The 12,501-nt window shown below is 72.0% G+C and carries 11 protein-coding genes; 7 read left to right on the forward strand and 4 right to left on the reverse strand.

Annotated elements, in window-relative coordinates; all coding sequences use genetic code 11:
• The first annotated feature begins 264 nt into the window (after positions 1-264).
• From FBY22_RS07480 to tatA, 3 genes are all read left to right on the forward strand, one after another.
• Complete coding sequence (locus FBY22_RS07480) at positions 265-615, forward strand: metalloregulator ArsR/SmtB family transcription factor (protein WP_142143435.1); 351 nt, start codon at positions 265-267, stop codon at positions 613-615.
• Positions 605-3,529 (forward strand): HAD-IC family P-type ATPase, encoded by a 2,925-nt coding sequence (locus FBY22_RS44720; protein WP_260844738.1) that lies wholly within the window; start codon positions 605-607, stop codon positions 3,527-3,529. Before FBY22_RS07480 ends, FBY22_RS44720 begins: the two co-directional genes overlap by 11 nt.
• A 128-nt stretch (positions 3,530-3,657) precedes the next feature.
• Positions 3,658-3,882, forward strand: a complete 225-nt coding sequence (tatA, locus tag FBY22_RS07495) for a Sec-independent protein translocase subunit TatA (RefSeq protein ID WP_142143437.1) — start codon at positions 3,658-3,660, stop codon at positions 3,880-3,882.
• Positions 3,883-3,987: 105 nt separating this feature from the next.
• On the opposite strand, the gene FBY22_RS07500 is transcribed toward tatA, so the two are convergent.
• Both FBY22_RS07500 and FBY22_RS07505 read right to left on the reverse strand, forming a co-directional pair.
• Positions 3,988-4,440, reverse strand: coding sequence for a DUF6114 domain-containing protein (locus tag FBY22_RS07500; RefSeq protein ID WP_142143439.1), 453 nt, complete (start codon positions 4,438-4,440; stop codon positions 3,988-3,990).
• Complete coding sequence (locus FBY22_RS07505; protein ID WP_142143441.1) at positions 4,440-5,111, reverse strand: DUF6230 family protein; 672 nt, start codon at positions 5,109-5,111, stop codon at positions 4,440-4,442. Before FBY22_RS07505 ends, FBY22_RS07500 begins: the two co-directional genes overlap by 1 nt.
• A 672-nt stretch (positions 5,112-5,783) precedes the next feature.
• Between FBY22_RS07505 and FBY22_RS07510 the strand changes: the two genes are divergently transcribed.
• Entirely contained in the window at positions 5,784-6,437 is a 654-nt protein-coding gene (locus FBY22_RS07510; protein WP_142143443.1) for a Tat pathway signal sequence domain protein, read from the forward strand.
• Between the two features lie 18 nt (positions 6,438-6,455).
• Here the strand turns inward: FBY22_RS07510 and FBY22_RS07515 are convergent, their stop codons facing one another.
• Complete coding sequence (locus tag FBY22_RS07515) at positions 6,456-7,385, reverse strand: lytic polysaccharide monooxygenase (protein WP_142143445.1); 930 nt, start codon at positions 7,383-7,385, stop codon at positions 6,456-6,458.
• A 472-nt stretch (positions 7,386-7,857) separates the two neighbouring features.
• On the opposite strand from FBY22_RS07515, the gene FBY22_RS07520 reads away from it, so the two are divergent.
• Both FBY22_RS07520 and FBY22_RS07525 read left to right on the forward strand, forming a co-directional pair.
• Positions 7,858-8,505 carry a ScbR family autoregulator-binding transcription factor gene (locus FBY22_RS07520; RefSeq protein ID WP_142143446.1) on the forward strand — a complete coding sequence of 216 codons (648 nt, stop codon included), beginning with the start codon at positions 7,858-7,860 and terminating at the stop codon, positions 8,503-8,505.
• 368 nt (positions 8,506-8,873) lie between these two features.
• The gene (locus FBY22_RS07525; protein WP_142143448.1) at positions 8,874-10,043 is read left to right on the forward strand and encodes a damage-control phosphatase ARMT1 family protein; all 1,170 of its coding nucleotides are present in this window, start codon (positions 8,874-8,876) and stop codon (positions 10,041-10,043) included.
• Between the two features lie 6 nt (positions 10,044-10,049).
• Here FBY22_RS07525 and FBY22_RS07530 read toward each other — a convergent pair whose 3' ends face one another.
• Positions 10,050-11,312 (reverse strand): cytochrome P450, encoded by a 1,263-nt coding sequence (locus tag FBY22_RS07530; RefSeq protein ID WP_142143450.1) that lies wholly within the window; start codon positions 11,310-11,312, stop codon positions 10,050-10,052.
• A 202-nt stretch (positions 11,313-11,514) separates the two neighbouring features.
• Between FBY22_RS07530 and FBY22_RS07535 the strand changes: the two genes are divergently transcribed.
• The gene (locus FBY22_RS07535) at positions 11,515-12,495 is read left to right on the forward strand and encodes an ABC transporter substrate-binding protein (RefSeq protein WP_260844739.1); all 981 of its coding nucleotides are present in this window, start codon (positions 11,515-11,517) and stop codon (positions 12,493-12,495) included.
• Positions 12,496-12,501: the final 6 nt, after the last annotated feature.

The raw sequence follows: 12,501 nt of genomic DNA on the forward strand, positions 1-12,501 counted from the left end.
GACGTCCGAGGGGTCGTAGACCGTCCAGGCGACTCTCGCTGGCCGGAGCCAATCGCGTGTGACCGCCGGTAGTCAAGTGAGCAGCCACTTTCAGTGAGTTACTGCTCCCGCTTCGTGATGTTTGCTTACCGCGTCAGACCGTTTGCAGTCGAATGCCATCCGGCCGGAGCGGTTTCCGGCCATCGCCGAGGGCCGGTGGGCGGGGGCGCGGCGCCTAAACTGGTGCGGTTCGTACGACAGGGACCCGGACAGGAGAGCGACGACGTGGCGGCAGCCGGCAGTGGCTTCGAGGACCCCTCCGCCGACGTGCTCGACCGCGCGGCCGCGGCCTTCGGGCTGCTGGCCTCGCCCGCCCGGCTGCACATCGTGTGGGCGCTGGCGCAGGGCGAGAGCGATGTGACCGGGCTCGCCGAGCGGGTCGGCGGCGCGCTGCCCGCGGTCAGCCAGCACCTGACCAAGCTCAAGCTGGCCGGTCTGGTCCGTGCCCGCCGCGAGGGCCGGCGCCAGGTGTACCTGGTCGACGACCCGGACGTCGTGGACGTCGTACGGCTCATGGTGGACCGGCTCGCCGGCCGGGAGGGCGACATCCCGGTGCCCCGCCTCCGTGGCCTCTGAGCCCGCCGCCGGCACCCGGCTGCAGGTGCTGCGGCACCTGGAGACCGGCCCGCGCGGGCTGACCGACGCCGAGGCCGCGGCCCGGCTGGCCGAGGTCGGCGAGAACACGCTGCCCGAACTGCGCGCACCCTCCTGGGCGCGCCGGTGCGCGCGCGGTCTGCGGGACCCCTTCACCGCCGTACTGCTCGTCCTCGGCCTGGTGTCAGCCGCCGTCGCCTCCTGGGGCACCGCCGCCGTCATCCTCGCCCTGGTCGCCGTCAGCTGTGTGCTACGGGCGAGCGGCGAGCACCGGGCCGACCGGTCGATGGCCGCGCTGCGCGGCTTGGTCGCCGGCACCGCCACCGTGCTGCGGCGCGGCGAGGGCGGACCGGCGGCCCGCGAGACACCCGTCACCGAACTGGTCCCGGGCGATGTGATCCGGCTCGGTCCCGGCGACCTCGTCCCCGCGGACGTACGGCTGCTGCGCTCCCGTGGTCTCACCGTGCACCAGGCCGCGCTCACCGGAGAGAGCACGCCGGTCGCCAAGTCCGCCACCGAGACACCCGCCGCTGCGGCCGACGGCCCCTTCGACGAGCCCCACCTGTGCTACCAGGGCAGCGGCGTCGCGACGGGCAGCGCCACCGCCGTCGTCCTCGAGACCGGTCCGCGCACCCGGCTGGGTGCCGCCCACGACGCCGGACCGCGGGCGGCACCGCGACGGCGCGCCGGCCGCTCCGGTGGGACGGTGCCGCCGGAGGCCGGCTCCTTCGACCGTTCCGTGCACGGCATCTCCTGGGTGCTGATCCGGTTCATGCTGCTGACGCCGCCGCTGGTGCTCATGGCGGGCGCCGCCCTGCGCGGGCGGGGGCTGGAGACGCTGCCGTTCGCCGTCGCGGTGGCCGTCGGGCTCACGCCCGAGATGCTGCCCGTGATCGTCACCACCTGCCTGGCCCGCGGGGCGGCGTTGCTCGCCCGCCGCCACGACGTGATCGTCAAACGCCTGCCCGCGCTGCACGACCTGGGCGCGGTCGACGTCCTGTGCGTCGACAAGACCGGCACGCTCACCCAGGACCGGCCGGTCGTCGTACGCTCCCTCGGCCCGGCCGGCCACGACGACCCCGACGTCCTGCGCTGGGCGGCCGTGGGCGCCTGGTGGGGCCTGCAGCTCGCCGATCTCCCCGCCCCGGACACCCTCGACGAGGCGCTGCTGCGGGCGGCGGGCGCGGCCGGCGAGGAGTACGACGGGGTGGGCGCCGTCCCCTTCGACCCGGTACGGCGCCTGGCCACCGCGGTCGTACGGGGTCCCGGCCCCGGCACTCACACCGTCGTGGTCAAGGGCGCCGTGGAGGCCGTGCTCGACCGGTGCGCCACGGCCCCCGGGGAGCGCGACCGGGTGCTCGCCCTCGCCGCCCGCGAGGCCGAGTCGGGGCTACGACTGCTCGCCGTCGCCACCAGGCAGCGCCCCGTCCGTCCCCGCGACCGCACGCCCGCCGACGAACGGGACCTGGACTTCCGCGGTTTCGTGACCTTCCGCGACGCCCTCGCCCCGAGCGCGGCCGAGGCAGTGCGCGACCTGGCCGCCCGAGGCGTCGCCGTACACATCCTGACGGGCGACCACCCCGCGACGACGACCCGCGTCTGCCGGGACCTGGGCCTGAACCCGGGGCGGGTACACATCGCGACGGACGTCCTGGACCCGTCCGCCGAAAACGCCGGCGTGGTGTCAGCCGTCTTCGGAGCGGGCCCCGGGGAAACGGCGGTGGCCGCGGACGGGTCGGGACCGGCCGCCGGGGCGGCCTGTGTGGTCGCGGACGTCCCGGGAGCGGCCGCAGGGGACGCCGCCGTGGCCCGGAACGTCTTCGGGGCGGCCGCCGACGGCACCGCCCCCGGGACCCGAGAACCCCTGCGGGCCGCAGAACGCGTGTCAGCCGCCGTCGGGGCCCTCGGGACCCGAGAACCCCTGCGGGCCGCAGAACGCGTGTCAGCCGCCGTCGGGGCCCTCGGGACCCGAGAACCCCTGCGGGCCGCAGAACGCGTGTCAGCCGCCGTCGGCGAGAAGTCCCCCGGGTGCTCCACCGTCGTGGTCGCCCGTTGCACCCCCGCCGACAAGGCCCGTGTCGTCGCCGGGCTGCGGGCCGCCGGGCACACCGTCGGGTTTCTCGGGGACGGCGTCAACGACGTGCCCGCGCTGCGGGCGGCGGACGTCGGGATCGCGCCGCGGGACGCCGTGGCCGTCGCCCGGGAGAGCGCCGACGTCGTGCTCGCGGCGAAGGACTTCACGGCGATCGGGCACGCGGTCACCGCGGGCCGCTACAGCAGCGGCAACATCGCCTCGTACCTGCGTGTGACGCTCTCCTCCAACCTCGGCAACGTCCTGGCGATGCTCGCGGCAGGCCTGCTGCTGCCGTTCCTGCCGATGCTCCCGGCCCAGGTGCTGGTGCAGAACCTCTGCTTCGACGCCGCCCAGCTCGCCTTCGCCCACGACCGCCCCGGCCCCGCCGCCCTGCGCCGCCCGGCCGGCCTCCGACCCCGGGCCTTCCTGAGGTTCATCACCGGCTTCGGCGTTCTCAACGCCGTCGCCGACCTCGCAACCTTCGCCGTCCTCGCACTCGCCCTGCCCGGTACCGAGGCGGTGGACGACGCCCCCGTCTTCCAGTCGGCCTGGTTCACCGAGAACCTCCTCACCCAGGCCCTGGTGATGCTCCTGCTGCGCACCGGCCGGCGTCTCGCCGAGGGCCGCGCGCCCGGTCCGATCGGCTGGTCCGCCACCGGCCTCGCGGCCGTGGGCCTGCTGCTGCCGCTCAGCCCGCTCGGCGCGGCCCTCGGCCTGACGGCCCTGCCCGCCGCCTACCACGTCCTGCTCACCGTCGTACTCGCCCTGTACGCGCTGGCCCTGCTCGCGGCCAGGGCCTGGTACGAGCGACGGCACGGCTGAGAGGGAGGCTCGGCGCACCCGCCCCATGGTTGTACAGTTGCGCAAAGTGGCAACCGTTGACGGGTGTGCGGGCAACGCCGACCGTCCTTCGCCGACGTTGACGTAGTTGAGGAAAGGGAGGGTGCGGCATGCTCCGCAACGGACTGGAACCCTGGCACCTGCTGATCGTGGCCATCGTCGTGATCGTGCTCTTCGGCTCGAAGAAGCTGCCCGACACCGCCCGCGCCCTGGGCAAGTCGATGCGCATCCTCAAGAGCGAGGCGAAGGCGATGAAGGACGAGAGCCCCGCCGCGGCACCCGCGCAGACGCTCGTGGAGCCGACGGAGGTCGGCAAGGGGGCCGCGGCCTCCTGAGCCGCCGCCCGCTCACACGCACACGTGCAGGCCGACCCGGTACACGACTCCGGGTCGGCCTGCACGTGTGTCCTACGGCTGTTCGGCGGCGGTTCCGCGGCCCTGCTACGGCACCTGGACCGCCTCCGCGGTCGCCCCCGATTCCGTGGCGGCCGCCGTGTCCTTCCGGCACTGCCGGCGGCTGCGGCGCGGTTCCTGGTCGGGCAGCCAGCCGAAGACCAGGCAGCTGCCCACCCCACCCAGGAGCAGGCCGATGAAGAAGCCGCCCAGGTTCGAGGTGAGCCACGTGCCCAGCGAGGACATGACGCCGATGATCGAGTAGAACAGGCGCTGACCGGGGCTGAGCAGCGCCAGCAGCCCGCACAGCACCATCACGACCGGCAGCAGATAGCCGGCCAGACCCTGCATGCCGATGTGCATGATGACCTTCAGCGAGGCCTTCTCGGTGAGCAGGATCTCCGCCCCGCCCAGGGTGAGCAGCAGCCCGCCCCAGAACGGCCGGCCCGCCCTCCAGCGACGGAAGGCGGGACCGAACCCTTGCTTCGGGGAGCCCGACATCAGCAACCCGAGTCGCTGAACCGGAGCTTGAGGCCCGGAAGCTTGAACACACCGGCGGTGGTGGCGTAGTTGGTCTGCCGCAGGTTGTCGATGTGAACGGTGTCGGCCTGCTGGCTGAAGACGCCCGCCGGACCCTTGACCCCGGCCTTGGTGAGGGTGCTCGCGTCGTTGCCGATCTCGATGTTGTTGAACGAGGCGTCACCGGTCAGCTGCGTCGAGTCGGTGGTCAGGTTGCTCGCCTGCACCTTCGAGGAGCCGCTGCCCGCCGTGATGAGCAGGTTCGTGCCGCCCAGGTCCACGCTCTGGCAGAGGCTGTCCAGCGTCGCGTTCTTGATCGCGGAGGTCACGACCAGGACCTGACCGCCGGTGTCGCCCGCGTTCGGGCTGTTGTCGATCATGCTGTCGAGCGCGCCGAACTGCTCGAAGCCGGTGCCGTCCAGCGACTTGGCGGTGACGGTGAAGGGCATGCCGGAAATCGAGAACGACACCCCCAGGGCGCCCTGGGCGGTGAGGATGCCGAGGCCGGCGAGGGCGGCGACGGCGGGCACCGCCATCACCGCGGCGCGGCGGGCGCGAACCCGGCCGCGTCTGGCGGGCTCGGACGAGGAACCGCTTTCGGGGTTCTCGGGGGTGAGGTCGGCGGACGAGGTGACGTCCGGGGACGAGGCCATTTCTGCTCCCATGTGCATAGTCAGTGCGGGTTGGGCGTCAGCGGCGCGTTGTCCTGGCGCGGACAGCCTGCGGACGCACGGCACCTCCCAACTCCCGGCGGGTGGAAGGGCTTTCTCGTACTCCGCAGTAGCCAGCGAGGAAGTTACCCGTGGTTACTTTCGAGGGTCAAGGCAGTTGTGAAAAAAGGGTGTCGATTGTGGGTCGCGCGTGGGTCGTGACTCGACCGGTCTCCCTCTCTTCTTGTGCGGCCTATTAGAACGATCGTCAACTCCCTTGTGCATGCTTGACGTTGACTGAGTATCAGGTCTACAACTGCCCCTGGCTTCCCCCGGATCCGTGGCGCCGGATCCCGCCACGCGGCATCGTCCGCGTCTCCCGGACCCCTGTTGTCCAGTGCGGGCTCTTCATCGCCCGACACAAACCCTCCATGGCCCGGCACGGGCACTTCCCCCCTGGTCCACGCCGGGCCGACTTCCCGGCCGGCCCGGTCGACGGCCCTCCCCACGGGTCTGCGGCCGACCGCCGGCCGGTCGCCGTCGCCGGCCCGTGACGCAAGGAGAAGGCGTCACGGGCCGGCAACGGCGGACGCGGACTCGCGCCCGCTGTCTCCAGCGACCCCCCACGTCCCACCCACCCTCGAAAAACCCCCACTTCGAAAGAGGCACTGACGCATGCGCACTCGCACCCTTCTGACCCTCGTCGGCACCGTCGCGGCGCTCTCCCTGCCCGCCGTCGCCCCCGCCTCGGCGGCCGACACCGCGGTTCTCACCACCGGCTCCGCGGGCGGCTCCGCCGTCGCGGTCGGAGACACCCTCACCGCCCCGCTGGCCAGTGGCACCAGCGCCACCCTGTACTCGAGCGCGACCGGCACGAGCGGTGTGTCGTGCACGTCCTCGACCTTCAGTGCCACCGTCACGGACAACCCCTCGGCGCCCGGCACGGCCACCGAGTCGGTCAGCGGGCAGACCTTCGACAGCAGCAGCTGCACCAGCAACGTCCTCGGCGTGACGGGCGTCAGCAGCATCACGGTGGACAACCTGCCGTACACCACCACCGTCGCCTCCGACGGCACCCTCACGGTCAGCCCGGCGAGCGGCTCCACCATCCAGACCACGGTCAAGCTCAAGACGCTGCTGGGCAGCATCACCTGCGTCTACCAGGCCGCCGCCCTGACCGGCACGGCCGACAACGCCGACAACAGCATCAACTTCACCAACCAGCAGTTCACCAAGGTGTCCGGCTCGTCGCTCTGCTTCAGCAGCGGCTTCTTCACCGCCAAGTACGCCCCGGTGACCGACAACGGCGCGCCGGTCTACGTCAACTGACGCACACAGGGCCGAGATTCAGCGTCGACGCAGACGCAGGGCCAGGGCGGCGCCGCCGGTGAGCACCAGCACCGCGGCGGCGCCGCCCGCCAGCAGGGGCGCGGACGGACCTGAGTCCGCGGTCCCGGTGGAGGCGACGGGGGTGCTGTCGGGACTCGACGGCGCCGGCGTCGCCTCCGTGTTCTGCGCGGGAACGGTCCGCGTACGGCGCTTTTCGGCCGTCGGGGACGGTGAGCCGCTGTTCGTGCGCACGGCAGTCGGAGTGCTGCCCCTCGTCTGCCCGGCGGCCGGGGTGCCGGCGCCCCCGGCCGCCGGGAACACCACGTCGGAGCACGAGTAATAGGTGTCCGTCGTGCTGCTGTTCTGCCAGATCGTGTAGAGCACCTGCCGTCCCGTCCGATCGGACGGCAGCTTGGCGGTGATGCGGTAGGCACCGTCCGTCAGCGCCGGGTCCTTGACCGTGGCGAATGGCCGGTCGGGCAGCTCCGACCAGGTCAGCGGCTTCGTCGGGTCGTAGCCCTGCTCGGTCAGATAGAGCTTGAACGTGCCGGTGTGCGGGATCGTCGAGGCGTACTTCATGGTGAGCGTCGCGCCCGGCTTCAGCCGCGTCGCCGGCCAGTCAGTGCGGGCAAGGTCCAGGCCCTTGTAGTCGGACAGGCCTCCGCTGCACAGCTTTCCGTCCGGAATGGTCTGCCGGTCCCGCCCGTTCACGTCCGCCACGCGCAGGTTGTCCCAGAAGGTGAAGGGGGCGCCGTTCGCGGCCACGGCCGCTCGGCAGGCCGCCGACTTCGCGTTCGCCCCGCCGTCCGGGGAGCAGGCGTAGGCCCGGCTGACCGGGTCCGTGGGCGCGCCGTGCGCCTGCGCCGGGCCCGCCGCCCACAGCGGCAGCAGGAACGGGGTCACGAAGGCGGCCGCCAGGGCGGTGCGGTGTGCGGTCATCCGGGGCATCCGGATCGTCTCCTCGGCCGGCGCGGGAACGGGCTGCTCCCGTGGAGTACGGCGAGCCGGCCCCGTGCGTTCACCCGGTGACGTCCGTGGGGTGGGCACTCTTCGATCCTCTGAAAACCAACCGGTCGCCCTGTACTCTGCCGGCCGCCCGCCCCGGTGTGCGCCTTCGAGTCCTCATCCGTTTTCGCGGGGTCCCCGCAGGGAATGCCTCAACAGACCCTGGCGGCCCACCGGTTTGCGGAAGCGCAGGGTTACACGTGTCGTCGGGAGCCGCCCGAGCGGCGCGGTGGGCCAACTCCACGGCAGCTAAGGTGAGTCGACGGTCCTGAAAGGGCACCGTCCGTGCCGTCGCACGGTGAGATATCGTGTACGCGGAGTAAGAAACAAACGGCACGCCCCGTTCTTTCCAGTCCCGGGAGGGTTCAAGTCTTTCCCAGGAGTGTTCGGTTCCGGTCCCAGGAGAGTTCAGTCGATGGCGAGGCAGTTACGCGCCGAGCAGACCCGCGCGACGATCATCACAGCCGCAGCAGAACTGTTCGACCGTCGCGGTTACGAATCGACCAGCCTGAGCGACATCGTCGAGCACGCCCAAGTCACCAAGGGCGCGCTGTACTTCCACTTCGCGGCGAAGGAGGACCTGGCCCACGCCATCATGGAGCTCCAGTCCAAAGCCTCGCGCGAGGTGGCGAACGAGGTGGAGAGCCGGGGCTACTCCTCCCTGGAGACGCTGATGCGCATCACGTTCGGCATCTCCCGCATGTCCGTCGAGGGTCCGATACAGCGGGCCGGACTCCGTCTCGCGACCGGTCCGGTCGAGGTGCGCCCGCCGCTCGCCCATCCCTTCACCGAATGGCGCGATCTGGCCTCCCGCAAACTCCACGGTGCCGTCAAGGAGTCCGACATCCACCCGGACATCGATATCGAGGCCACCGCGCATGCGCTGGTCAGCTGGTTCGTCGGCACCCGTGTCGTGGGCCGTACCCTCGAACCCGTCGCCCGCCAGCCCCGCCGGGTCGCCGAGATGTGGCAGGTCATGATCCGCGGCCTGGTTCCGGTCACCCGCCGCGCCCGCTACCTGAGCCTGGCCGCGCGCCTGGAGCGGGAGCCGAGAACCGTCTGAGCCGCCCCAGTTATGTGGAGCGGGAGCCGAGAACCGTCCGGGCCGCGCCACTCGTCCGGAGTGGGAGCCGAGAAGCGTCCGGGCCGCGCCACTCGTTCGGAACGGCAGACGAGTAGCGTCCGGGTCGTGCCACTCGTCCGGAGTGGGAGCCGAGAAGCGTCCGGGCCGCGCCGCGCGTCCGGAGCGGGAGCCGAGGACCGTCTGAGCTGCGCCAGTTCTGTGGAGCGGGAGCCGAGTAGCGTCCGAGCCGTGCCACTCGCCTGGAGCGGGAGCCGAGAAGCGTCCGGGCCGCGCTGCGCGTCTGACCCCCGCCGTGCGTCTGGAGCGGCAGCCCGGGGCCGTCCGAGCCGCGCGATACGGTGAGCCGCATGCCCCACGCCCCGTCCGCGCCCGTGATCCTCGGCAACGAGCCGGGTTCCTTCCCGCGCAGCGTCCTCGCCGAGCGCCACCCCGCGATCATCCGGCAGGTGCGCGAAGCCTTCCCGTACGACCCCGCGACGCATCGCGCCCTCGACGCGCTCCTCGACAGCTGCACCAAGGGCGCGATCGAACCGCTCCCGGCGGCCGCGAGCGACCGGGACCGCTGGGAGTCCTGGGGCCTCGCCGAGTATGCGGGCCGTTCCTGGTACGACGTGCCGTGGCTGTGGTCGGAGAGCTATTTCTACCGTCAACTCCTCGATGCCGTTGGCTACTTCGAGCCAGGCCCCTGGCAGGGCATCGATCCGTTCCGCCCCTTCAAGCTCGCCGAACTCCACGCCCCGGAGACGGACGAGGAACTCGCCGCCCTGGACGGCCTGTCCGCGCGGGACACGGGCCCGGCCCTGCTCCACGGCTCCCTCTGGGGCAACCGCGCCGACCTCGGCTTCCGGCTCTCCGACGCCAGTGCCGGCACGGCGGCGGCCGTCCCCGGACTGGTGGCCGACGACAGCGACACCCTGTGGTCCCTGCTCCCGCCCTCCGGTACCGGCACGCTGTCCCTGATCGCCGACAACGCGGGTCGCGAACTGGTCCCCGACCTGGTGCTGATCGCCCACCTCCTCGACGGCGGACGCGTGGAGCGGGCGGTGCTGCACGTGAAGCCATATCCCTACTACGTCTCCGACGCCACCCCGGCGGACGTCCTCGACGCGGTCCGGCGGCTGGTCGACGCGCCGGGTGCGGCGGCCGCGTACGGCCGTACGCTCTGGTCGGCGATGACCGACGGCCGTCTCACCGTCCGCGCCCACCCCTTCTCCTGCGCTCCGCTGCCGTACGAGGACATGCCGGACGACCTGCGCCGGGAACTCGCCGGTGCCACGCTGACCGTGGTCAAGGGCGACCTCAACTACCGCCGTCTGGTGGGCGATCGCCGGTGGCCTCCGACGACCCCGTTCGCCGAGGTCACCGCCCATTTCCCGGGCCCGGTGGCCGCCCTGCGCACCCTGAAGTCGGATGTGATCACCGGCCTCGACGCCGACACTGAGGCCGCGTTGGTGGCGGCGGAGGGACAGCGGTGGCGGACCAGCGGAACGCACGCCCTGGTGCAGGTGCGCGCGTAGGCGTCGTCAAGCCACCGACACCGGAAGCGACTTGATCCCGTTGATGAAGTTGGAGGTCAGCCGCCGGGCCGGTCCCGCCGTCCGCAGGACCGGCACCTCCCGCAGGATCTCCTCGTACAGCACCCGCAGTTGCAGTCGGGCGAAGTGCGCGCCGAGGCAGACGTGCGGGCCGTCGCCGAAGGAGACGTGCGGGTTCGGTGTGCGGGCGAGGTCGAGGAGGTCGGGGGAGGCGAAGACCCGTTCGTCGCGGTTGGCGGAGGCGTGGAAGACGACCACCTTGTCCCCGGCGCGGATGCGCCGGCCGGCCAGCTCGGTGTCCTGGGCGGCGGTGCGGCGGAAGGTGAGCACGGGTGGATGCCACCGAAGCAACTCCTCCACAGCGGAGGAGAGTTCGAACCTTCCGGCATGAAGTCCCTCGTATCCCGACGGGTGTTCGGCCAGTGCCAGCAGTCCGCCGGGTGCCGCGCTGCGGACCGTGTCGTTGCCCGCGACGGTGAGCAGGAAGAAGAACATCTCCAGCTCCGCGTCGGCCAGTTCGGGATCGTGGGCGAGGGTGGTCAGCACGTCGTCGGCCGGGTGGCGGCGCTTGTCCGCGGCCAGCCGCTGCGCGTAGTCGAACATGTCCCGCAGGGCCGCGGGGGAGCGCGGGTTCACCGGCCTGCCCGCCGCGTCCAGCAGGGGCGGGCCCGCTTCGTCCGGGTCCTGGTAGCCGATGATCCGCTTAGTCCAGTGCAGCAGCAGTCCGCGGTCGACGGCCGGGACGCCGAGCAGGTCGGCGAGGTTGAGGAGGGCGTATTCGTCGGTCACGGCGGTGACCAGATCGACCGTGCCGTCGGCCGCGCGGGCCGCCCGCAGTGCCTCGGCGAGCAGGGTGCGGGCCCGTTCCCGGGCGACGGCCGTGAAGCGGTCGACCCGGCCGGGCGTGAAGGCGCGGCTCACCAGGCGTCTGAGTCTGCCGTGCCCCGGCGGGTCCTGGTTGAGCATCATGCGCCGGATGAAGGGCAGGTCGTCGGGATCGGGGTCGCGGATCTGCGTCGCCCCCACGTACGAGGAGTACGTCGCCGAGTCCTTCAGCACCCGCACCACGTCCGCGTGCCGGGTCACCGCCCAGAATCCGGGCCCGGCCGGCCAGCCCAGCACCTCCGACTCCGCCTGCCAGGCCACGGGGTGATGATCGCGCAGGACGCGATAGGCGTCGTACGGCACCTCGACGGCGTACTGCCGGGGATCGAAGACGTCCGGAACGGGCGGGGCCTCACGTGCGCTCATGGGACCACGGTGACGTGGCGGCCGGTGCCCGGCAAGGCACCGGAAGCCGAGGGCCCCCTGGGGTGCGACGAGCGGATCGCGGCGGGAACACTTCCATGCTCTTCGAAGAGCACCGGTTCCAGCGATCGATCTGTGGTGATCATGACAGAACCCTGATAGGCATGCCCGCATGGCGTTACATCGATTGCGGGTGGGAAGCCGAGTGCGCCCAGGGCGTCGGTCCGGGGCCACGGGAACCCGGAGGCCGGCGGCCGCTCTGGCCGCTCTGGTCCTGCTCCTCGCGGGCTGCGGGGAGGGTGGCGGCTCCGGCTCCGCCGACGGCGACGGACTGACCCACATCACGGTCGCCGCACTGCCGTTGACCGACTCGGCCGCGCTCTACCTCGCCCGGGACCGCGGGCTGTTCGAGAAGGAGGGGCTGAGTGTCCGGATCCAGCCCGTCCAGCAGAGCATCCAGGCGCTGCCGGCCCTGTCCAAGGGACAGGTCGACGTGATCGCGAGCGCGAACTACGTGACGTTCCTGCAGGCCCACGAGAAGGGCACCCTGGACCTGCGCATCCTCGCCGAAGGCGTTCGTACGGCGCCGCACATGATGGACGTCCTCGTGCCCCGGGACTCCGGCATCAAGAGCGTCGCCGACCTCGCCGGCAAGAAGGTCGCCGTCAACATCCTCAACAACATCCAGTCCCTCACCCTCGACGCGATCCTCGACCGGCAGGGCGTCGGCCGGCCCGTGTACCGGCAGATCGCGTTCCCGCAGATGGGGCCGGCGCTGGAGCGGAACCAGGTCGACGCCGTCCATGCCGTGGAACCCTTCGACAGCGCGATACAGGGGCAGTTGAAGGCGAGGGTGCTGCTGGACGGGGCGACGGCGCCGGTACGGTCGCTGCCCATCAGTGGCTACGTCACCACGGGGAAGTTCGCGACCGGTCACGCCAAGGCCGCGGCCTCGTTCCGGCGGGCCATCGAGGCCGCCTCGAAGATCGCCTCCACCGACCCGTCGGCGGTACGGGCCGAGCTGCCCGAGTACACCAAGGTGACCGCGGAGCAGGCCAGGACCATCCACCTGCCGTCCTACCCCGCGACCGCGGACGCGGCCCAGTTGCGCCGGCTCGCCCAACTGATGAAGAAACAGGGGCTGTTGCAGAAGGACATCGACCCGGCGACGCTGTTGGTGAAGTGACGCGGG

The organism is Streptomyces sp. SLBN-31 (genome assembly GCF_006715395.1).
Classification (GTDB): Bacteria; Actinomycetota; Actinomycetes; order Streptomycetales; family Streptomycetaceae; genus Streptomyces.